We start from the raw sequence: 19,433 nt of genomic DNA on the forward strand, positions 1-19,433 counted from the left end.
ACTGACGATCCCACCGACACCGTGAGCACCAACGCCCTGCCCGGCTGACCCCGGGCAGGGCGTTTCCGTCACCATGCGGCCCCAGCATCGATGCCGCCGACATCCTCATCTTCAACGTCGGGCAACACCCACGGCGCCTACGCCGCGTTCTGCAGGGACTGCGCATACCTCGGGCCATGGCACGGCAGCGAGGAAGCAGCGCTGCAAGACGGGTTCGACCACGCTTTCCCGGGATGGCGCGAACTGGTGCCCGTCGTCGCGGCCATGACCTACAACGAAACCCAGAACAAGACGGCATACGCGCAGTGGCGGCAGAGCATCGTCGAGCTCTATCCGGCCGGCTGGGTGGAGGCCGGCGGCCCGGTCCTGATCGCCCGCAACCGCCGCGGCACCCGGTGGCACGACGATTGGTTCCTCGGCGGGAACTACAACGTCTGCGGCGTGGAACGGGCCATCGACCTGCACGCCCCGGCACGACACAAACAACGCACCAGACTGGTCGCTGCCGCCTACCAGCCGCGCAAGCCGCTGCCAGTGGTTTCTCCTGACGGGCCGGTAGGCGATCTGACTGACGTTGACATCGCCGCGGCGCTCAGCGGTATCTTCACGCCCGGCAAGCTGGTGGGCCTCGGCATCGCATTGTCGGACAAGGTCGCGCTCAGGGCGTGGTTGAAGGTCCGGGGGCAGGACTCGCGTGACGAGCATGTCGGATATCGTCCGGCTGCACCCGGCCGCCCCCCGACGTTCGACACGGTGACCGAGACCCGCGAGGGCCTGGCAGCCGTGGTGCTCACCGAGACCGAGCGACGCGAGGGTTTGATCGCCTGGCGGCAGGTTGCCGAGTACCTGCGCCCGGCGCTGACGCCCGAGGCGTGCGCGCACCTGTCGGAGCTGCACGAGGCATTTCAACGCCTCTACACCGACCCTCAGCGCGAGATCGAACCGACACTCAGCGCCCTGCACGCGCTGCGCGGACAAGCTGCCGCCATCCACCAGGACGCAGCATCGGCCAACGAGACCAAAGCCGTCGTTGCCCCGGCTCCGACAACGCAGACGGCGGTCCAAGCGGAGAACGTCCTGGTTGCACCGCCCTCGAGGGCCGCCCGGCTGCCCGAAGACGCCGAGTCCGCACCAACTCTTGCAACCGTGCAGCCGATCGACTCGCCAGTGCCGGAACCCGCTGCTACCACGCAGGAGCCCGAGGAGCCCGCGCACGAAACGCAGCAGCCGCAGGAGCCCGACTACGAATGGCTCTACGCCGAGCAGTTCGCGCAGGAAAGCCGTTCCTCCGGGCAGACGCAACATGAGCCCGAGAGACCCGCGGCGGGACAGGCGTCCACCGCGCCGACACAACCGGCTCCCGCGCCCTCACCTACCGCCACGCACCCTCCCGCCCAACCGCACAGGGCAAAGGAGCGATCGCTGATGTTCGAGCAGGCCGTCGATCTGGCTCTCCAGGGCTTCGCGGTGTTCCCTCTCGCGCCGGGAACAAAGAGGCCGATGTTCAAGAACTGGGAGAAGCGCGCCAGCACCGACCCCCGGCAGATCGCGAGCTGGTGGAACACGACCCCGAACGCGAATATCGCAATAGCCTGCGGACCAACCAACCTGCTCGTGATCGACCTGGACAAAGCCAAAAGGCCCGACGGGCCACGCCACGGCGAAGAAACATTGGCGAAGCTGGCAGCCGGGCGAGAACTGCCCCGTACCTTCACCGTCGCCAGCGCACGCGGCGGACGCCACCTCTACTACCGCCAACCCGACGGGGCCGCGCTGAGCATCACCACCGGCAGCGACACCGCCGGCCTCGGCCCCCTGGTCGACACCCGCGGCCACGGCGGATTCATCGTCGCCCCCGGCTCCCTCTTCGAAGGCGGAACCTACCGCGTCGAACACGACGCGGCCGTGGCGCCGCTGCCGACCTGGATCGCCGACCAGCTCACCAAGCGCCCACCAGCCGCACAGCCGCCTCCCGCGCCCGCGCCCTCCCGTACACCCGTCACGGACCGACGCCGCGTTGCCTACGGCAACGCGGCCCTCAAGCAGGCAGCCGACACCGTGGCCAGGGCACCGGAGGGAACACGCAACGACACCCTCAACCGGGAGTCGTTCCGGCTCGGGCGCCTCGTCGGCGGCGAAATCCTCGACCGCAACGACGCAGCTGCCGAGCTGCGCCGCGCCGCGCACCAGTCCGGGCTTCCACCCGGCGAGGCAGCACACACGATCGCCTCCGGCCTGGCCGCGGGTATCGGCCATCCACGCTTCATCCCCGACCCCGCCACCAGTCCCCAGACCAGCCAGCCGACCAAGGAGGCCGCCATGACCACCGTGACCGACCAAGAGCCGCGCACCCCTGCCCGGTCCACCACCACGCCCGCGACCGAACCGGTCAACACAGCCACCCACACCGCTCAGCCAGTTGCCGACGACGCAGCGGCCACCACCGCGAACGAGCACGAAGCCACCAAGGCGCCGCAGAGCGCCGATGCGCCCGCCGCCGAGAAGGAATCCTCCTCGGCGGCTGATTCGACGTCGTCCACGCCGCACCAGGCCGTCACCCAACACGACCCGACGACCGCTACCGAGAGCGAGTTCGACTTCGACGACATCTGGAACGGCGTGCGCGCCAGCATCGAACGCGCCCGCCAGGCGATCCCCGACTGGATCGAGCTGGGCACGCTCGACGACCTCAAGCCCGCGATCGACGAAGCACTCAGGTACCTGGCTCAAACACCCATCCCGCGCACCGCCGGCGACGCAGCAGACAGCACCACCGCGCAAAGCGCCGCCACCAACGCGCTACCCGCTGCCCCTCGCGTCGACCAGAGCACAGACACCGCGCAGCTCGACGACGCAGATCTCGACGGGCACCTGGCCGCCGTGGACGCCGCCTACGCCCACGCCTCCGGCATCCCCGTCGATCGACCGGAGTGGGCGGGAATCAGCGCCATCCACAGCGCTGTCCACAACCTGTGGGACACCCTCAAAGCCACAGCCGGCACATATTGGGCCGAGCTGTCCGCCGACGTACGCGTCCGCGGTCTGCTGACGACCCTCGCCACCCGCGCAGCCCGCACGATAGCCAACCTCGCCAACGCCGCCGCCACGCACCTCGAACAGCGCGGCACGCAGCAGCAGCCCGGCGTCGAAACACAGGGACCGGACCTGCGCGCGGCGTACATCAACGCCCGCAACCAGGTACGCGCCCACGCCGCCACCCACGAATGGCAACGCATCACCGCCCTGTGGGGCACCGTCAACACCCTCGCCCGCCAAGCAGGCGACCCCGGCATCCGCGCCGTCATCGCCAGAAGCGCAGACGCGATCTCCGACTACGCGGACACTCTCGGCCGCAAGACCAGCCAAGACGGCCACACCAGCACGACCGACGCGCTCACAACCCTCGCAGCAGCAGCCGAACGGCACGCCGCAAGCCTCCGTGCCGATGGGAATCACCCGGCGCCGGACCTCCAGCCTCGGCAGGCCCCGACCGCCGCGAACGCCGCCGGGCGTCCCGGTAGCGCTCCGACGCCCCAACAGGGCACGGAAGCACAGCTGCTTCAAGCCAGGGCTCGCCAGGTCGCCCAGCACGCCCAAGCCCGGCTCGGCCAGACGCCCCGCACGGCCGCCGCCGCTCCGCATCGTGCCCGGGGCACCGCAAACCCGCGGAACCAGAACAACCCGACGCGGCCCACACAGCCCAGTCCCTCACGGGAACCGGCGAACATTCACCCGCGATAGCAGGAACCAAGGAGCGCGAATCTGCTCTCCCCAGCAGTTGCACGAACGGGGAAGAGATGGAACCGCACCAACGTCCAGGCCCAGCACCGATGCTACGAAGTGCTGAGCCGGACGACGGTGCCTTCGGGTAGGTCATGGAGTTGTTGGGCGATGGGACCGCGGATGCGCATGGCGGTAGCGGCGTCCTTGACGGTGAGGTTGTCGAAGTCGTAGCTGCCGCCGCCGACGAACAAGCGCAGCGGGAGAAGGCGCTGGTCGGGTTGCAGTGCTCCTTCGGAGTCCTGGAAGGCGCGGGCGAAGGAGGCCGCGCCGCGCACATCGAGGTCATCGAGCAGCCACTGCGCCCAGGCGTCGAGGCTGTCGCCGAGTGCTTCGGTCGCGGCGGTCTCCGGGTCGAAGGTGACGACCTCGATACCGTTGCGGATGGCGAACTGGGTGCCGAACAGGTCCTGGCCGAAGCAGAACAGCCCGTCGGCCAGACCGCCGTAGGCCGCCTTCCAGGTCTCCGGCTCGTTCCACCAAGCCAGTTCGGGGCCGAGTCCCGGCTCTCCAGCGCGATAGACCTGCACCCCAGCGTTGAACAGGAAGAAACCGTTGATCCGGGTCAGCAACGCGGCCAGTTCGGCCAGCGGCCCGTCCGTTACGCCGAAGTCCAGCTCGACGCGCGCCCCCACCGGTCCGCGGGCACGCTCCAGCAGCTGGTCGAGCGCGGTGCCGGTCATCGTGCCTCCCGGGCTTCGGGGCCGATCGGGGTGGTCAGGAAGTACTCGCGCAGCGGCTCGGTGACCAGGGTCCGCAGTACAGGCTGGAGAACTACGTCGCCGGGCAGCGCCTCCCAGTGCATGTACGGCCGCCACCGCTCGCGGGCGGCGATCAGGATCTGCCGCCCGTGATCGCCTTCGTCCAGCATGGCATAACAGCCCGCGAGCCACGTGCACACCGCCCACTGCGGCGGCAGGTCGCCGGTCTTCTCATACAGGGCGCGCGCCGGTTCTGCCTGGTTCGTCGTGCGCAGCGCGTTCCACAGCGCTCTTCGCTTGCCGACCGGCAGGGCCGCGTAGTCCTCGTCCAGCAGGCCCGCGCCGATTACACCGTCCAGCGGCTGCGCCGGTTCACCCCACGGGGCGTGGTTGGGCAGCAGCTGCTCTATCGGGCGGGCGGGCAGCTGTCCGGCCAGCCACGTCAGCCGCTTGCCCAGCACGCTGTCGCCCGGCACGCACCGCGCTAGCCGGATAACCCTGGGGGCGGCGGCGATCCGGGCGTGCGCGTCGGCGGCCAGCAGCGCCGCGTCGAACGGGGTGTCCTGCGCGCAGATCGGCCCGCCCGCCGTGATCAGTGTCTCGGCCAGGTCCGCCGCGTCGGTGAACCGGTCGACCCAGAACAGGATGGTGATCGCCGCCGCGCCGGCCTGCCACGCCTCACCCAGGGCGGTGCCGGGTGCGTGCGCCAGATCGAGCAGCGCGGGCAACGTCTCGCGGAACGCGCCGCACCGGGCCTGCGTCGCCAGCTGCTTGAATTCGGCGCTCACCGCGCACCTCGCCGTCCCATCACTTCACCACAATCCTTATCCGCGCCCCGTCGGGCAACCCGTCCAGGTCGCTGCCCATCATCGAGCCCGCTCCCCGGTTGTCGGAAGCGTCGATGTACTTCACGCTCGCCCCCGCCCCGCCCTCCAAGAACATCGCCGGAGGATACTCGTCACGATCCAATCCCTCGCCCCCGCGCGGGGCGATGCCGCGCAGCGACTCGGCGCGATTGGCCTTCGCGCCGTCCCGGTCGATGGTCAACACCGACGGCGCCGGGGCACCCTGGGCCGAGGCGTCGCCGCGCCAGATGGTGCCCGACTGGGCTTCCTGGATGTGCTGCGCGGTTTCCGGATAACGCGCGCTGTCCACCCGTATCTCAGCATCCTGGTAGGCGCGCACGGCGGGCGTCTCGCCCTTCGGATCGAGGATGTCGGCGAACCGCTTGCGCAACCCTGCCCGCTCGGCAGTGAGTGCAGTGCGCTCGGCATCGCCCGTAACAGTACGGGTGGCGTTCTGGCCCATCCGCTCGGCGACCTCGATCAGCCTGCGCGCGTTCTCAGCGTCGGCTTCAGTGACGCGCTTGACCACATCCCCAGCGAGCGTGCCCGCCTTGCGGTACATCTCCTCGACCGCACGACCGGCATCCTTGCTCAACGAGCGCCCCACCCGTTCAGCCATCTCCGTCAGGGCGCGCACCACTGAATTACTCACCGAAGGAAACCCCGCGACTGCCGCGCCGGAACTGCGCGCGTGCCCGGCCACCTCGTCCGCATGTTCTTGCAGCTCACGCGCATGCCCAAGCGGTTCGTCCGGCACCAGCCTGAAACTCGCGCCCACCGTGTGTCAGGCTTCGACCAATTTGTGCATGTGGGCCGAGGTCATCCGCGCCCAGACGGCTACTGGCCGCTCGTACCAGGAGCCGTCGTAGGCCGAGCCCATCGGCCGGAGAGGGCAGGACGCGAACTGATGGTCGATGTCGATGTTGTCCGTGAAGTCCCGCACGGGTGCGGGCGAACGCCCGCACCCGGTCCTCGTCGATCGCCGGGCAGCCGATCCCGACGGCTCCGGGGATCCCGGTCACCCCGCCGGGCAACTCGAAACCCAACTCCACCCCTCCACTGAATCAGGGTTCTTTGACGTGCCAGTGTTTCAGAGCCGTGCGCGCACTGTCCACGCATCGTTGTAGTCAACCCTCGAAGTCAGCGATGGATAGGCGACAGGCGCTCGTCGCGGGATTGTGAACGCGTTGCCGCGAGTATTCAGGTGGGCGGACGGCGGCCGATCATGCGCGCTGCTGTGGGATGAGCGGGGGCAGCGTGGCGACATCGATGGCGGTGAGCCACTGTTCGTCGTCGCTCTTGTAGCCGCGTTCGGTCAGCGCCTCGTCGTAGCTGACTAGGTGTCCGGCACCCCAGACCACCACGATGTGCGCGTCGGGTTCGGCGGCCAGTTGCCGGTCGAGGGCGGCGACGACCTTGCCCTCGCGCACCCGGGCCAGTGTCGCCTCGTGCTCGGGGAACAGGATGTCGCGGATCGCGGTGTCGGTGGCGGCCTTCATCACCAGTGCCAGGCTCTGCATCGTCATCGCCCGTGTCAGTGCCGGGTCGAAGTGGTCCAGTAGCAGGCCCTCGCGCTGGGTGTCCTGGTGCTGGTTGCGCAGTGCCTCGACGCCGTAGATCTGGACCGCCTCCAGCACGGTGACATCGTGCACCTGCCAGCCGTCGCGGGCGGGCAGGGCGTCGCGCTGGGCGACCAGGCCCAGCGCCTCGCCCTCGCGCCACATGGTCTCCAGCTTGCGCTTGACCACGCCGACACCCCAGCGCAGCTCGTCCGTATCGGCGCCCAGCGTGTCGGACGCGGGGCTGGTGATGCCCTCCAGGTAGACGTGCGCGCCGTCCGCCTCCAGCCGGGTGACGCGGTCGCGCACCTCGGCGAAGAAGGGCTCCTGGGCGACGTGGAGCATGCCGAAGTAGGTGACCTGTGCGCCGGTGTCGGGGTTGGTGTAGGTGCGCACCGGGACCTCGATCGTCTTGGGCAGGGTGATCTGCTGCTGCACCATGTGCAGCCTCCTTCGCTCGTGTTCGGGTAACGGGGCGCGCCCGCCGATGCAGCGACCCCTTGTGATCCGCATCGACGGGCGCGCCTGTCCTACCGGGGGTGTTACCGACGGGTGTGAGCCAAGGCGAGGACGAGCTGGGTGGCGTCGTCGCTGGTGCCCAGGCCGCTGGCCAGGTCGTAGCCCGGCGCGGCCGAGTAGCCCGACACCCCGGACCCGCCCAGGGTGTTGGTGCCGCTGGTCACGTCGCTCAGCCCGGTGCGCGCCGCGTAGCCCTGGCGGGCGTACAGGGCGTAGAGCGCGTTGTTCACGTTGCCCAGCCGGTGCCCGGCCGCCTGGTCGGCCAACGCGATCAGCGCCGCGAACTGCGGGGCGGAGGCGCTGGTGCCACCGAACACATGCCAGCCGGGCGTCGAGCCGGGGTAGGAGATGTAGATCCACCGACCCCCGTTGACGGCCGAGGACCAGGAGATGTCGGGCATGCCGCGCTGCGCGCCGACCACCGCGCGCACCGGGTTCTGGTACGCGGGTCGGGAGAAGACGCTGGAGAGGCCGCCTCCGGCCGCGCCCCACGCGTCGTTCCACACCGCGTCCGCGCCCAGCCGGTTGCCCGCGTCGTCCAGGGACAGCTGGGTGCCGCCGGCCGAGGTGACCAGCGGGTCGGAACCCGGCCAGATCACCGCCGGATCCGGCAACAGGCTCGCGCCGTCGGCAGCGATGCTCGCGGAGCCGGTGTCCCCGGAGGCGGCAGTTACCGTCACCCCGTGCGCGTTCGCGTCCTTGAACGCGTAGCGCAGGTTCAGCAGGCTGGAGTAGTCGCCCTGGTCGAACCCGGGGAACGTGTTCTCGGTCGCACCGAAGCTCTGCGTGATCACGTCGCCGATCCCGCGGTCGATCAGTTTCTCCTCGGCGGTCATGATCTCCGGGAAGCCTTGCACGCCCTCGGTCTCGGGCACCGGGGTCTCCGACAGCACGATCCGCGCGTCCGGGGCGAACTCGTGGATGGTCTGCACGTCCAGATTCACCTCCCCACACCAGCCCGGGAAGTTCGGGTCGCCCGCGTTGTACGGGGGTATCGGCCCGGCCAGCGCCACCAGGTGCACCGTGGTGCTGGGCATGCCCCACTGCGCGCTGGCCACGTCCAAGTCGTGCTGCACCGTCGGGCAGCCCAGCGGGTCCGCGATCACCACGGTGCGACCCTTGCCGGTGACGCCGCGCGCGTAGAGCCCGTCCAGCTGGTACGCGTGGATCAGCTGCGCCGGGGAGTAGCAGGAAATGCCCAGCTGGGTCAGACACTGCGAGGTCGGCAGCGGACTAGCCACCGCACGCGCGTCGATGTGACCCGCCGAGGCCGGCACCGGGCGCACGCCGCCCGAGGCGGGCAGGTGGCGCTTGACGACCAGCGTGCCGCCAAGGCTCGGCGTCGGGTGGATCGCACCAGCGGCGTCGGCCGTGGCAGGGGCCGCGAGCCCGAGCGTGCAAGCCGCCGCGAGGGCGGGCGCCGCACGTCCTAGAAATCTGCTTCGCAAGAGAAGTACTTCCCGTTTCGAAGATGAACAGAGGAAACCGCGAACCGGTGACAGATCCCCCACGCGACACGAGCCGGTAAAAGCCGCTCGACCCATCGCCCGGATTAACCACCCGGTGCGGCGCGGCCGACGTTAGCGCAATAAAACCGAACGACGCAACCTCCGCAAAGAACACTCCAGAAAAGGTCACCGCTCCGAACTCTAATGCGCAAGTAGCCAGCTTAGAGACATGACGAAGATGGGCACGGCCGAGAATAGGCAGGCAGCACCCCACGACTTTTAAGCGCGCCGAAGTAGCCGCACGAAGCGGGAAATATAGCGCGGCAGCACACCGGTGGAACAGAAAACCCGTGTTACTCGTGATTGTTTATGTGTCGCCAACTCCCGTGTGGGGCGTGAAAATATCCTGCTGCTTTAATCCGGACCGCCGCGCTGTATGGCGCGCCATTCGGCGCCGCTCGTGAGCAGGCTCACGCGCTGGCGCAGCCAGCTGGTCCCCGGCACGTCGAGGTAGTCCAGTCGCTCGGTGGCCTGCAGGAGGCGTTGGTGCATCGCGTCAATCTGTCCAGTGGTGCGCGCCAGCTCCGCCATCCAGATCAGCGCCTCGGCCGCACCCGCTTCCGCGTCACAGGCCACCATCGCCTCGTGCGCCTCGGACAGCTCCCTGGCCGCCTGCTCACTGTCACCGGTCAGTCCGTGTGCGCGACCGGTCAGCATGCGCCGTCGGGCCAGGCTGTAGAGGTCAGGCGAGTCGCCGAGCGCCTGCTCCGCATCCCGTAGCAGGCTCAGGGCTGTGCTCGGGCATCCCCGTTCGATCTCCGTGTTCGCCAGGTCGATGAGCACCAGCCCCACCTGCCGGGTGTCGCCCAGCCCCCGATGAAGTGTCAGCGCCTGGTTCAGCTGCGCCCGCGCCAGTTCGACGCTGCCCTTGCGCAGGAACATCATGCCCCGGCTGCCCAGCGCACCGGCCAAACGGTGCTCCTCGCCCAGGTCCTCGAAGAGCGCGGCGGCGTCGCTCAGATAGGCGTCAGCCTCCGTATAGCGGCCCAGCTGAGTGCACAGCAATCCCAGGCGCCGCAGCACCCGTGCCTGCGCATCCTTGTCACAGCGCACCTGCGCGTAGTGCAGCGCCAGAGTGTCGCACGACTCCCACAGCCGGTAGCGCTTTCGATACGCCCACAGCGCCCACAACTGGCCGAGCAGGTAGATCGCGCGCGTCACGTTGCGGCCCTCGGACAACTGCTGGGCCAGCACGTAGATCTGCTCCGCTTCGGCGTCCAACCACTCCAGCGCGTCGGCCATGTCCGTGAACTGTTGCGCGGGGACTTGGAGGCCGTCCGGCCGCTCGGGGACATCCCGGCGGTACGGACGCACCGCTCCGGCTGCGTTCACCGCACTGCCCAGGTACCACAGTGAAAGCCGTTCGACGGCATCCCCGTGCTCCGACCTCGGCGCGTCGGCGGCCAGTTCGCGAGCCAGCCATACGGCTGCCGGATACAGCCGGTATCCCTCCGACGCCGTCTTGTACAACAACTGCGCTTCGGTCAGTTCGGCCAGCAGACCGATGGTGTCGCTTACCGACAGCCCGGCCGCCGCAGCCGCCGCAGCCGGGGCGAACCGTCCGATCGGCAGCGCGCCGAGCACACGGAACACGCGCTGGGCATCCTGCGACAGTTCGCCGACGACACCTTCCAGTACAGCGTGCATCTAATAGTCCCCTCCACAGGTACGAGTGGGTATCGAGCGGACGGTCCCCTTCCCGCAGCATGGGCACCGACCTGGTGAGTGGTCGGCGCCTCCGAGCCCTCAGCAGGACGGCGGGAAGGAGACGGTTGGGTTTCAGGAGCCGACGTAGGCGCTCTGGAGGTACTCGCGCACGGCCTTCGCTGGAACGCGGAAGCCGCGTCCCACCCGCAACGTGGGCAACTCCCCGGAGTGCACCATCCGGTACACCGTCATCTTTGACACGCGCATCACCTCGGCGACCTCGCCGACCTTCAACAAGCTCAGCTCGTCGAGTTCGGCCGCCGGCGGGGCATCAACGGACTGTTGCGGGTTCATGGGCAGCGCCCTTCCTGAAATGGTGAACCAATGTGTTGATTGATAGCGGGGCGGCTCGATCTCGCGCCGCACATGCGCACGGGGCCGTCCGACCTAGTCGGTCGGTTGGCGTTTTCGGGTTGATTCGATGGTGGGCGCGCCGCCCCGCGCCAGGTCGGAACGGGGCGGCGCGCGGGCCAAGGGCCGGCCAACTGGAAGGGGAAGCCGACCGTGGCGGGGAAGTCCGAGCCCAAGCGGGAAGGGCGCGGCGTTACTGTGCCGCATGCCGGGACCAGACGAAGGGTTGATGGCCTCGCTGCACCTGTCGTGGACGCTACGGGCAGCTGTTCGTGGGCGGCACGTGTGACGGTGCCGCTCAGTGCGTTGGTCACGAGTCGCCGCCCGCGATGGCGTGGGCAGCGTCGTTCGGAACTCGTGCCAGTAATCCGGAATGCAGGGTGAGGACCCTCATTCTGGCGCGTCGTGCTGCCTCGATGCCCTGTGGCGCGTCGTCGACGGCGAGGCCGCGTGCCGCGGGTATGCCGAGTCTGTCTGCGGCAGTGAGGAAGAGGTCTGGTGCGGGTTTGCCCCGTGCCACGTCTTCGCGCACGACGACGGCCGCGAAGAGCCCGGTGTGTCCAAGAGCGTCGAGTCCGGGATGCACGAGCGCCCCAGTGGTGCCAGAGGCGATGGCGCAAGGTATGCGGTGTTCTACTGCGAGGCGCACGAGGTCTAGGACTGCCGGGACAGGCTCGATGCTGTCGAGGCAGCCCAACAACTGGCTTCGCGACGCCGCGATGATCGCGTCGCGGTCCAGGCGGGACGCGTCGGGCAGTTCGTCGAGCAGATCGCCAATGCTCAGTCCGATCCGCGCCCGGTACCACTCGGGGTCGAGTTCTGATCCGTGCGAGGCGAGGGCGCGGGCAAGCGCTGTCTGGCGGGCCACGCTGGTATCGGCGAACGTGCCATCGTAGTCGACGATGAGGGCGCCAGCCTGGGCCAGCATGTCGGCGGCGAACCGCTGGATCACAGTCCGGTCCCCCGGGTTGGGAGCTGACGGCCCTCGGTTCGGCCGGTCTGCCGGTGCGAAGGCCGCTGCTGTGGCAGGCTCGGTCTCGGCCGCCGGATTAGCAGCTGACGTGCCGCTGTCGATGAGTCCAGAGGTGTTGATGTGATCAAGCATCTGACCGCGTCCGTGTTCGTATTCGCCCGGATCGGGGGCGAGTGGCGGGTGGCGATGGTGCAGCAGCCGCGCCTGGGAAAGCGGATGATCCCCGGCGGGCATGTCGAGGACGACGAGACGGCCGCGGAGGCCGGCGAGCGGGAAACCGAGGAGGAGACCGGTCTGCGCGGCGTGAAGTTGCTGGAGCCTGCGCGCCCCGATCTGCCGTCGGGGTATCCGCATCCGCGCATGCCGCAGCCGTGGTGGGTCAGTGAACTTCGGGTGCCTGCGGACAACCATCTCGGCGAGCCGCACGTGCACGTTGACCATGTCTTCGTGGCTTTGGCCGATCCTGACGAACCTGCCGGAGATGGTGTGCACGAGACGGTGTGGATGAGCCTGGAAGAACTGTTGGAGCACCCCGACGTGTTCGAGGACACCAAGCTGTTGGCCAAGGAACTGTTTCCGCGCATCGGAGAGATCGCGCCGGTGGAATCCATCTGATCGGTCACCGCACCGTCGCGGCCGGGGCCGGGCGGGCACCGAATCGGCACGTGCCTTCCGCGCAGGTCCCGTTCCGGCCGCGCCAGGGCTGTGCAAGACAGGCTCGGTCGATGTCCCAGGCTTCGGCGATCCAGGCACGCATCTGCTCGGCGGCTTCGTTCTCGTCCACGGTGCGTCGGTCGAGGATGCGGATACGGTCTGGGTCCTCGGCGGCGAGTGTGAGGTACAAGGTGGCTGCCCGTCGCTGCAAGGTGCGGTCCGCGTCGTTGTAGGTGAACGTTCCGCGTTGCTCGGCGCGCCGCATCGCCAGGTCTGGGTCGTCGACGATCAGGATGGTGAGGTCCGGCAGCGCGCGCCACGCCGTAGCAAAATCCAGCAGCGCCCTGGCGCGCATTGCGGCCGCCGCGTCGGAGGTTTCTGTGAGCAGCGCCTGGTAGATGGCGGTGGTGTCCAGGCCGCGGCCCTCGATCACAAGCCTGCCGTCGGCGAGCGCTGGAATGGCGAGATCCAGGTCGTAGGCTTTGATCGCGAACAACAGCAGAGCCTCGGTACCCGGCGTTCCGCTGCGCAGGAACATGTCGCCGTCTGCTGCGTCGATCAGGGTATGCAGCAGTGCCCGGCCGAGGTCGTCGCCGTTCTTGCGGGCGGAGAACTCCTCCAGAACGAGGGGTGCGCTGCGACCAGATGCAGGGAGCAGGGTTCTGATGCGGTCGGTCAGGTACGTTTTGCCGACTCCGTTGATGCCCTCGATCGAGATCAGTGTGCCGCGCTTGCACGGCGAATTCGGTGCGGTGCACACAGGGCTCTCCTGCTCAGACATCGAAGATGGCTTCTTGGACGGGTTTGGTCGCCTTCGCCGTGTGGCCCGCGACGGACATCAAACTGCTGAGGTCGTGCGGGTCGCCGTGTTGATCGGCAAGGACGAGAAGGCGGGCGAGCACGGTCACCGTGACTTGGACATCTGCCATCGCGCGATGCCGGTCGGTCGGTCGTGGGATGTCGAAACGGGTGAGCAGCCAATCCAGGGAGTGACCGGGCAGGTCTGGTAGCAGTGCGCGGGAGAGTTTGACGGTGTCGAGCAGATGCGTGCGCGCTAGGACCGGGCAGGCGTCGCGCCGTGCGTAGATGAGGTTGCCTTCGACGCTGGCGCTGTGGGCGACGAGTAGGTACGGCGGGGCGGTCAGGAGCTGGTCGAGTTGGGCGAGGACCACCTCGGCGGAGGGCCGGTCCTGGAGCATCTGCGCGGTGATGCCGGTCTGCTCGGTGTCGAAGCGTGTGACGGGGGCGTGCGCGGGTGGGCGCATCAACGCCTCGAAACGGCCGATCTCACGAGGGCTCGTTCCGTCGAATCGCAGTGCCACGGCGGCTACTTCGATCGGTTCGGGGGAATGTCCGGCGGGGGTGGTGGCTTCGAAGTCGATGACGACGAAGGTGGTCGCGCGGAATTCCGGGTCGACGCTGAGGGGCGGCACGGTCGTTCTCCAGATCGGCTGTGGGGCACAATTCGCGGCTGGGGCTCGGGGCGGGTTAGGGTCCTCGGCCTGTGGTGGCGCTCGGGTCGGCGGCGGTCATTGCGTCCATGCGGTGACCTGTTTCTCGATCACGAGAGCGTGGGCGTCGATGCTGTCCTCGTCGTCGCGGTCGGTCAGGATCGGGGCGAGGATCGTGTCGATCACCTGGGCTGCGCCGGGGCAGGGAGCGCGATCGGGCTGGGCGAACGCGGGCCGGGTGTCGCAGGAAACGAGTTTGAACGTGCCGACGCTGTTGGGCACGTGCAGTTCGGCAAGGCGTTCGCACAGGCGGCGCGCCTCAAGCAGATCGATGCGCAGCAGCGGCGCGTAGTGGTTCCAGCGCTCAGATGGATGCGGTTCGAGCACGGTCAGCCCTGGGAGGCCGGCGAGCCGATCGAGCAGGCGCCGAGTCTGGGCTTTGCGGCGGACGAGCAGGTAGGGCAAGTGGATGGCGTTGAGCGCCGCGATGGCCGCCAAGGGTTCGGCGAGCCGGTAGTTCGCGGCGGCCCTGGACAGTGGGGCTTGTCCAGCCGGGGGTGTCTGCCAGTGAGTGCGGTAGGCGCGGGCGAGCTCGGCGTGCCGTTCGTCGCGGGTGAGCAGGAATCCGCCTTCGCCCGACCAGAGGATTTTGCCGTCCTTGGTGCTGAAGGCGCCGTAGTCGCCGATCGTTCCGGCGGCGATATCGTCGCGGGAGCTGCCGATGGCCTGGCAGGCGTCTTCGATCACGATCAGGCCGTGGCGTTCGGCGAAGTCGCGCAGCACTGCGGGGTCGCCCATGCGGCCCCACAGGTGCACGGGCATGATCGCGCGGGTGCGTTCGGTCAGGCGGCGCGCCGCGTCCTGGTAGTCGATGTCGAGGGTGTGCGGGTTGCTGTCGACGAATACCGGGCGGGCGCCCGCGATCAGGATCGGCGCGGCGGACATCACGACCGTGAGGGCGGGCAGCAAGACCTCGTCGCCGGGGCCGATCCCGGCGCACGCCAACGCGGTGTGCAGGGCGGCAGTACCGGAGGAGACGGCGAGGGCGTGTGCGTCTAAGAAGAACGCGGACAAGTTCTCCTCCAATTGTCCGGCCCAGCGCGCTGCGAACGGGTCGGGCATCTGGCCCAAGGCGGCGGTGAGCGCGTCGAGCAGGTGCCGCTGCTCGCGCTTGTCGGGCGGGATTGCGATCATCGGACCTCCGTAAGGTGCAGCATCTGCGGGAGGCTGCGCACGAGCGGGAACATGCTCACGCAGTCGCGCCCGAGCAGTGCGCAGTCGGTGCACGCGGGCCGGTCGGCGAACAGGGTGCGTGCATCAGCGCCCTTGATGCTGCGGTGCCGGTCGGGTGGGGTCGCGGCGATCCGCAGGTCCGAGGGGCAATCCCACAGCGAGCCGTTGGGTTGGGCGAAGAACAGTTGGGCGCCGCCGAAGCAGTCCTCGACCCGGCGCGGGGTCCGGTCGGTGATGGATGCGATGAACAGGCGCGTGTAGTGCGTGTCCGGAAGCGCGAGCGGCAGACCGGCGGTGTGAAGGTTGGTCAGCCCGGCGGCGATGCGATCGACCTCGTGTCCGTACGGGGTCAGTTCTTCGTCGAGGGCGTGGTCCGGGGAGAGCGAGACCGGCTGGGGCACGTAGTAGTCGCAGCCGAGTTCCACCGCGAGTTCGGCCATTGCGCCGATCTGATCGAGGGTGCGGCGGGAGATCACGCTGTAGATGCCCACACGCGGCGCAGCTGCTTCTCCGCGTGCATCGATCAGGGTCCGGATGCCGCAGAGCACATCGCTGTGTGCGGCATAGCCTCCAAGCGCGGGGCGGAGTTCGTCATTGGCGGCCGCGTCGGTGGAGTCCAGCGATACCGACACCGCGTCCACGCCGAGTTCGACCAGGCGGCTGGCGACGATCGGCTTGGTCAGCGGCACCCCGTTGGTCGCGATCACGACCTGACAGCCGACCGCCTTGACGGTCGCGATCAGATCGAGGATGTGCGGCCAGTCCAGTGGCTCGCCGCCCGCGATCACCACGCGTGCGACCGGGGAGCCGTCGAGGCTGCGGGCGAACGCGAAGATCTCCTCGCGGGTCAGATCGTCGCGGCGAAGGTGGGACAGTGTGCCCGGGGCGGTCGGCACCTGGGCGCGGTGGGCGGCGATCGTGCCGAAGTAGCAATATCCGCAGGTGAATTTGCACACGGAGCGCAGCGCCCACAGCAGGGTGATGTCACGTGCCACAGTCGGCCCCCTCGTCGGCCTCGACCAGGCTGCGGCACAGTTCGGCGAGGCGGTGTGCGGTCTGATTCGCACTCATCCCGGTGACGGTCAGCGGGATGTATCGGTCAGGTTCGGCCTCAGCCAGCACCCGATAGAGGTCCTCGATGCGGGCCACCAACTGCCGGTCGCGTTGAGTGAGTGTGACGTTCAGGCGCTGCTCGAACCGGTCGAGGCAGGTGTCGCGGTCGGCGAGCAGCAGGATCGTGTAGTCGGGTGGCGGGCGGAAGAGCACGGCTTGACGCAGGATCTGTCGGGCCAGGGCGAGCGCGTCCGCGCCAGGGTCGGCCTGCTCGATGATCGCGGCCTGGTACACGGCGACCGTGTCGATGCCGCGGTCTTCGAGGACAAGGGCGAGGCCGGGTGTGTGCTGCGGGGCGTAACGTTCGTATTCGCGGGTCTTGAGAGCCAGCAGCGCGAGGGTTTCGACAATCGGGTGGCCGGTGCGTAGGTAGACATCGTCGGCTGCGGACAGCGCGCTGATCAGCCGTCCGGGCAGGGTATCCGGGTTCTGGTCGGTCAACTCGCCTAGGCGCAGGCATCCGGGGCCAAGCAGCGGCGTGGCCGCTTTGATCGCCGTCGTCTTGCCGACGCCGTTGATGCCTTCGACGGTGACCCACAGCGGAGCGATGCTCGCGCCCGCGCCGGGGCGCGCCGACACGGGTGTCGCCGCGGTCGCGGTCACAGCGGCTTCCTGGCGACGTAGAGGATTTCGGTGGCCACCCGTGGGGCGCATGCGGCGGTGATCGTGCCGAGCAGTGCGGCCGGTACCCGCTCGACCAAGTCGTAGTACCAGGTGGCGGCGCCATGGCCGTAGCGCTCAGCCAGTTCGGTGGCGAGGGTTACGGGTTGGCCAGGCGGGAGTAGCCCGATCTCCTGCTCGACCACCAGGCCAAGGGATTCCAGCGCGTCAATGGTTTCCTGCCGCGACCATTCGTAGACGTGCACGCGGTGTTGCAGCGGTCGGGGCGGATCGCCCTCGGTGGCCGGGGTGGACAGATACAGCACGCCGCCGGGGCCCAGCGCGTCTGCGGTGTGGCGCAGGCTCGCGGCCCCCAGCGGGCCGGGAAGGTGTTCGAGCGCCGACGTGTAGATCGCCACATCGGCCTGCGCGACGGTGAACGGTTCGGAAACGTCGCAGTGGACGAACTCGACGGCGAACGTATCGCCGTAGGCGGCGCGGCAGCGCGCGAGCATGTCGTGCGCTTCAGAGACGTTCTCATCGGAGATGTCCAGGCCGACGTACCGCAGGATGTGCGGGGCATAGCGGTGAAGCAGCGGTAGCGCCAGACCGCGCCCGCAGCACACGTCAAGGACAGTGGCTCCCTCGGGGCAGCGCTCAGCGATCAGCAGGTGCTGTAACAGGTTCATGATTCCGGTGGGTTTGGCCTCGCCCCGGTGCAGCGCGTGATAGAAGTCGTCCATCTGGTTGGTGCTGTACGGGCCGATCATCGGGGTGCCGGGTCGGGTGGTGCACTGTTCCGGCAGTGCGGATGCTGATTCGGTGGCGGTCATGACTGCGCCTCCCAGGGGAAGACCACCCAGCCTCGGGTGGTGAGGGCCGTATACGTGGGGATCTCGGACGCGGGCAGGTCCGGGTCGAGGTTGGCTTGGTTCAGCACGCACACGGCGGTGCGTACACGTGTGGCGCCGGCACGGCGTGCCAACTCCGCGGTGACGCGCACGGTGTGGCCGGTGCCCGCCACGTCGTCCACGATCAGCACGTCGAGGCCGGTCAGGTCGCCGAGCGTGGACGGATTGCCGATGCGTACCTGCGGGCTCTTCGGAGCGTCGATCCCGTCGCGTAGCGTGTGGGTGACCTCGACCGTGCGCAGGTCGCGCACCTGCAGCAGGTGGGCGACCAGGACTGCGGGCACCGCGCCGCCGCGCAGAATTCCGATCAGGCAGTCCGGTGCGCGGTCAAGGGATGCGGCCTCCGCGATGGAGCGGACGTGGGCCTCGACGGCAGGCCACGACAACCGGTTGGTGCGGGGTTCATCGGCCACGCTGGTCACCCCACAGCAGGATGTGCAGGCGGCCGGTCAGGTTCCATCCATGTTCGAGGGCCGTGTCAGCCAGTTGGCGCATACCGGCGATGACCTCGTCGGCCGAGGTGGCTTGCGGCATCACCCACACCGGATGAAGCCCGTAGGCATCTTGCAGTGCGGCGATCTGCGCTGCGTCGTCCGCACCGCAGACCACGAATTTGAATACAGCCTTGCCGTTGGCGGCGAACGCGGTCAGTGCCGCGGCGTCGATCGGACGGCTGCCCAGCCCGGCGTTGCGCAGCTTCGGCGAGACATTGAACTGCCCGACCAGGTCAGTCAGCTCCGGCGGTGGCGGAATCGTGCCGTTGGTTTCCACCTCGATGCGCCGACCCGCCGCCCGCAGCATGGCCGCCAGGTCGGTGATCGCCTCGGCTTGCAACAGCGGCTCACCACCGGTGATCACGACCAGCTCGGTACCGAGCGCCAGCAGTTGGGTCGCAGTGCTCTCGACAGTGAGGCGCCGGGTCTCGGCCGCTTGGTCGTGGCGGCGCCAGTCCCAGCTGTGCCGGGAATCGCACCAGGTGCAGGCGAGGTTGCAGTCAGCCAGCCGCACGAATGCGGCGCGCTGTCCGCAAGACGGTCCCTCGCCTTGGAAGGTGGGACCGAACAGCTCGTTGACCAGGAGATACCCGGCCTGCTGCGCGGTGGATGCCAGTGCCAACGTCACGACGTGACCTCCCGACGCGATGCGGGAAGGTATTCGGCCCAACTGTTGACGGTCTCGCTTACTCGGACGCCGATCAGCCGCCCGTTGAGATCCGGCGCGAGATGGCGCTCAAACCAGTCGGCCAGGTGGCGGGCAAGCAGTTCGCTGGTCGGGTTGTCGTCGAGTACCTGGTTCAGGTCCCGGTGGTCCAGCGACGTGCCGATGTAGTCGCCCAGGGGTTTCAATTCGGCGAAGTCGTCGACGAATCCGGTCGCGGTCAGTCGCTCGCTTTCCAGCGTGATCTCGACGCGGTAGCTGTGCCCGTGGATACGGGCGCACTTGTGTTCCTCGGGCAGGTCACGCAGGTGGTGCGCTGCCTCGAACGTGAAGGTCTTGGCGATGCGGTACACAGGGCTGGCTCCGTGGA

20 protein-coding genes are annotated in these 19,433 nt (G+C 68.7%); 2 read left to right on the forward strand and 18 right to left on the reverse strand.

The annotated features are described in order from the left end of the window. The first annotated feature begins 90 nt into the window (after nucleotides 1–90). Nucleotides 91–3,741 (forward strand): DUF6349 family protein, encoded by a 3,651-nt coding sequence (locus tag KGA66_RS17955; protein WP_211469306.1) that lies wholly within the window; start codon nucleotides 91–93, stop codon nucleotides 3,739–3,741. A gap of 92 nt (nucleotides 3,742–3,833) precedes the next feature. On the opposite strand, the gene KGA66_RS17960 is transcribed toward KGA66_RS17955, so the two are convergent. From KGA66_RS17960 to KGA66_RS18000, 9 genes are all read right to left on the reverse strand, one after another. Beyond that, a complete protein-coding gene (locus tag KGA66_RS17960; protein ID WP_211469307.1) occupies nucleotides 3,834–4,463 on the reverse strand; it encodes an SMI1/KNR4 family protein in 630 nt (209 codons plus the stop codon). Continuing rightward, nucleotides 4,460–5,269, reverse strand: a complete 810-nt coding sequence (locus KGA66_RS17965) for a hypothetical protein (protein WP_211469308.1) — start codon at nucleotides 5,267–5,269, stop codon at nucleotides 4,460–4,462. Before KGA66_RS17965 ends, KGA66_RS17960 begins: the two co-directional genes overlap by 4 nt. 19 nt (nucleotides 5,270–5,288) lie before the next feature. Then, nucleotides 5,289–6,104 carry a NucA/NucB deoxyribonuclease domain-containing protein gene (locus KGA66_RS31705; RefSeq protein ID WP_211469309.1) on the reverse strand — a complete coding sequence of 272 codons (816 nt, stop codon included), beginning with the start codon at nucleotides 6,102–6,104 and terminating at the stop codon, nucleotides 5,289–5,291. Nucleotides 6,105–6,110: 6 nt separating this feature from the next. After that, nucleotides 6,111–6,269, reverse strand: coding sequence for a hypothetical protein (locus KGA66_RS17975; RefSeq protein ID WP_211469310.1), 159 nt, complete (start codon nucleotides 6,267–6,269; stop codon nucleotides 6,111–6,113). 280 nt (nucleotides 6,270–6,549) lie between these two features. Further along, nucleotides 6,550–7,326 (reverse strand): hypothetical protein, encoded by a 777-nt coding sequence (locus KGA66_RS17980; RefSeq protein WP_211469311.1) that lies wholly within the window; start codon nucleotides 7,324–7,326, stop codon nucleotides 6,550–6,552. Between the two features lie 101 nt (nucleotides 7,327–7,427). After that, nucleotides 7,428–8,852 (reverse strand): S53 family peptidase, encoded by a 1,425-nt coding sequence (locus KGA66_RS17985; RefSeq protein ID WP_211469312.1) that lies wholly within the window; start codon nucleotides 8,850–8,852, stop codon nucleotides 7,428–7,430. Between the two features lie 414 nt (nucleotides 8,853–9,266). Then, nucleotides 9,267–10,559, reverse strand: a complete 1,293-nt coding sequence (locus KGA66_RS17990) for a tetratricopeptide repeat protein (protein WP_211469313.1) — start codon at nucleotides 10,557–10,559, stop codon at nucleotides 9,267–9,269. Nucleotides 10,560–10,691: 132 nt separating this feature from the next. Continuing rightward, nucleotides 10,692–10,913, reverse strand: a complete 222-nt coding sequence (locus KGA66_RS17995) for a helix-turn-helix domain-containing protein (RefSeq protein WP_211469314.1) — start codon at nucleotides 10,911–10,913, stop codon at nucleotides 10,692–10,694. A gap of 367 nt (nucleotides 10,914–11,280) precedes the next feature. Beyond that, nucleotides 11,281–11,922 (reverse strand): HAD family hydrolase, encoded by a 642-nt coding sequence (locus KGA66_RS18000; protein WP_211469315.1) that lies wholly within the window; start codon nucleotides 11,920–11,922, stop codon nucleotides 11,281–11,283. A gap of 165 nt (nucleotides 11,923–12,087) precedes the next feature. Between KGA66_RS18000 and KGA66_RS18005 the strand changes: the two genes are divergently transcribed. Next, entirely contained in the window at nucleotides 12,088–12,558 is a 471-nt protein-coding gene (locus KGA66_RS18005) for an NUDIX domain-containing protein (protein ID WP_438822053.1), read from the forward strand. 4 nt (nucleotides 12,559–12,562) lie between these two features. Here the strand turns inward: KGA66_RS18005 and KGA66_RS18010 are convergent, their stop codons facing one another. The 9 genes from KGA66_RS18010 to queD all read right to left on the reverse strand — a co-directional run bounded on the left by KGA66_RS18010 (nucleotide 12,563) and on the right by queD (nucleotide 19,416). Then, nucleotides 12,563–13,378: a dTMP kinase gene (locus tag KGA66_RS18010; protein WP_211469317.1), complete on the reverse strand. Its 816-nt coding sequence runs from the start codon at nucleotides 13,376–13,378 to the stop codon at nucleotides 12,563–12,565. Then, entirely contained in the window at nucleotides 13,371–14,030 is a 660-nt protein-coding gene (locus tag KGA66_RS18015) for a 3'-5' exonuclease (protein WP_211469318.1), read from the reverse strand. Before KGA66_RS18015 ends, KGA66_RS18010 begins: the two co-directional genes overlap by 8 nt. 96 nt (nucleotides 14,031–14,126) lie before the next feature. Next, nucleotides 14,127–15,242, reverse strand: coding sequence for a DegT/DnrJ/EryC1/StrS family aminotransferase (locus tag KGA66_RS18020; RefSeq protein WP_211469319.1), 1,116 nt, complete (start codon nucleotides 15,240–15,242; stop codon nucleotides 14,127–14,129). After that, complete coding sequence (locus tag KGA66_RS18025) at nucleotides 15,239–16,276, reverse strand: radical SAM protein (RefSeq protein WP_211469320.1); 1,038 nt, start codon at nucleotides 16,274–16,276, stop codon at nucleotides 15,239–15,241. Before KGA66_RS18025 ends, KGA66_RS18020 begins: the two co-directional genes overlap by 4 nt. Beyond that, on the reverse strand, nucleotides 16,266–16,997 hold the full coding sequence (locus tag KGA66_RS18030; protein WP_211469321.1) for a hypothetical protein: 732 nt from the start codon (nucleotides 16,995–16,997) through the stop codon (nucleotides 16,266–16,268). Before KGA66_RS18030 ends, KGA66_RS18025 begins: the two co-directional genes overlap by 11 nt. Continuing rightward, entirely contained in the window at nucleotides 16,994–17,827 is an 834-nt protein-coding gene (locus KGA66_RS18035) for a class I SAM-dependent methyltransferase (protein ID WP_211469322.1), read from the reverse strand. Before KGA66_RS18035 ends, KGA66_RS18030 begins: the two co-directional genes overlap by 4 nt. Continuing rightward, nucleotides 17,824–18,318, reverse strand: coding sequence for a phosphoribosyltransferase (locus KGA66_RS18040; protein ID WP_211469323.1), 495 nt, complete (start codon nucleotides 18,316–18,318; stop codon nucleotides 17,824–17,826). The genes KGA66_RS18035 and KGA66_RS18040 overlap by 4 nt, the downstream gene beginning before the upstream one ends. Next, nucleotides 18,308–19,027 (reverse strand): 7-carboxy-7-deazaguanine synthase QueE, encoded by a 720-nt coding sequence (locus KGA66_RS18045; protein ID WP_211469324.1) that lies wholly within the window; start codon nucleotides 19,025–19,027, stop codon nucleotides 18,308–18,310. The genes KGA66_RS18040 and KGA66_RS18045 overlap by 11 nt, the downstream gene beginning before the upstream one ends. Beyond that, entirely contained in the window at nucleotides 19,024–19,416 is a 393-nt protein-coding gene (gene queD, locus KGA66_RS18050) for a 6-carboxytetrahydropterin synthase QueD (RefSeq protein ID WP_211469325.1), read from the reverse strand. The genes KGA66_RS18045 and queD overlap by 4 nt, the downstream gene beginning before the upstream one ends. Nucleotides 19,417–19,433: the final 17 nt, after the last annotated feature.

Source organism: Actinocrinis puniceicyclus (assembly GCF_018283645.1).
In the GTDB taxonomy this organism is placed as follows: Bacteria; Actinomycetota; Actinomycetes; order Streptomycetales; family Catenulisporaceae; genus Actinocrinis; species Actinocrinis puniceicyclus.

What these genes read in the sequence shown, in the direction of transcription:
- KGA66_RS17955 (WP_211469306.1), top strand. Translation starts at nt 91, where the DNA reads ATGCCGCCGACATCCTCATCTTCAACGTCGGGCAACACCCACGGCGCC.
- KGA66_RS17960 (WP_211469307.1), bottom strand. Translation starts at nt 4,463, where the DNA reads ATGACCGGCACCGCGCTCGACCAGCTGCTGGAGCGTGCCCGCGGACCG.
- KGA66_RS17980 (WP_211469311.1), bottom strand. Translation starts at nt 7,326, where the DNA reads ATGGTGCAGCAGCAGATCACCCTGCCCAAGACGATCGAGGTCCCGGTG.
- KGA66_RS17990 (WP_211469313.1), bottom strand. Translation starts at nt 10,559, where the DNA reads ATGCACGCTGTACTGGAAGGTGTCGTCGGCGAACTGTCGCAGGATGCC.
- KGA66_RS17995 (WP_211469314.1), bottom strand. Translation starts at nt 10,913, where the DNA reads ATGAACCCGCAACAGTCCGTTGATGCCCCGCCGGCGGCCGAACTCGAC.
- KGA66_RS18010 (WP_211469317.1), bottom strand. Translation starts at nt 13,378, where the DNA reads ATGTCTGAGCAGGAGAGCCCTGTGTGCACCGCACCGAATTCGCCGTGC.
- KGA66_RS18020 (WP_211469319.1), bottom strand. Translation starts at nt 15,242, where the DNA reads ATGATCGCAATCCCGCCCGACAAGCGCGAGCAGCGGCACCTGCTCGAC.
- KGA66_RS18035 (WP_211469322.1), bottom strand. Translation starts at nt 17,827, where the DNA reads ATGACCGCCACCGAATCAGCATCCGCACTGCCGGAACAGTGCACCACC.